Source organism: Aerococcus sp. 1KP-2016 (assembly GCF_002252085.1).
GTDB lineage: Bacteria > Bacillota > Bacilli > Lactobacillales > Aerococcaceae > Aerococcus.
Genome location: NZ_NEEY01000105.1, coordinates 1 through 874, shown reverse-complemented (window position 1 = coordinate 874; position 874 = coordinate 1). Strand labels below are relative to the sequence as shown.

The following is an 874-nucleotide window of genomic DNA, read 5'->3' as shown; positions in this document are numbered from 1 at the left end:
GAGGCGGATTTTATAATGAACTTAGCCATTTAAAATAAAAAAAACGCCACGTGAATTCCATGTTATATTGAAGTTACCACAACTCTCAATAGACAAGGATGAATTCAAATGACGCAAACCCATGATAACACAGTTTCACGCAAGGGAAAACATCTTTCCTACTCAGAACGTTGCCAAATCGCTATCTTGAAAAAGGAAGGCTATTCCAACCGTCAGGTTGCCAAAGTGCTGGGACGTGTTCCGCAAACCATAAACAATGAGATTGATCGCGGAACCATCACCCAGTTAAAACGCCAAACGCAAAATGGAAAAGTGTATGACACCTACTATTCTGTTTATGACGCTGATGCAGGACAGGCCTTCTATGAAAAGCAACGACTGAACTGTGGCAGACGCCCCAAATGGGCGAACACAAATGCCTTCATTGATTGGGCAGATGACAAAATGTTAAATGAAAAATGGTCGCCGGACGTCGTGGTCGGATTTGCCAGAAAACACGAGCTGTTCGATTGTGCCATCATTCCTGGCACAACCGCTCTCTATCAATGGATTGACCGCGGAATCATGCGAACAAAGAACATGGACTTGCTTGAAAAACTGTCCCGTAAAATCAAAGCGGTCCTCCCAGGACACCGTCCCAACAAGCGTGTTCTCGGGACGTCAATTGAAGAACGCCCTAAAGAAGTTGAAACACGGGAAACGTTCGGTCATTGGGAAATCGACACGGTAGTGGGAAACAAGACCAAGTCGGATGCCGTGCTGCTGACGCTGGCTGAACGGCAGACACGCTTTGAAGTCATCCTAAAGTTGAACGGGAAGGACACCGAATCGGTGGACCAAGCGGTTCAACAGCTAAGAGAACGGGCTGGCGCTA

At 46.7% G+C, this 874-nt stretch carries 1 protein-coding gene; it reads left to right on the top strand.

Going from position 1 to position 874, the window contains the following annotated elements; all coding sequences use genetic code 11:
* Positions 1 to 108: 108 nt before the first annotated feature.
* Positions 109 to 874: IS30 family transposase (locus tag B9P78_RS09595; RefSeq protein ID WP_094519188.1), on the top strand; the 766-nt coding region annotated here is incomplete at its 3' end.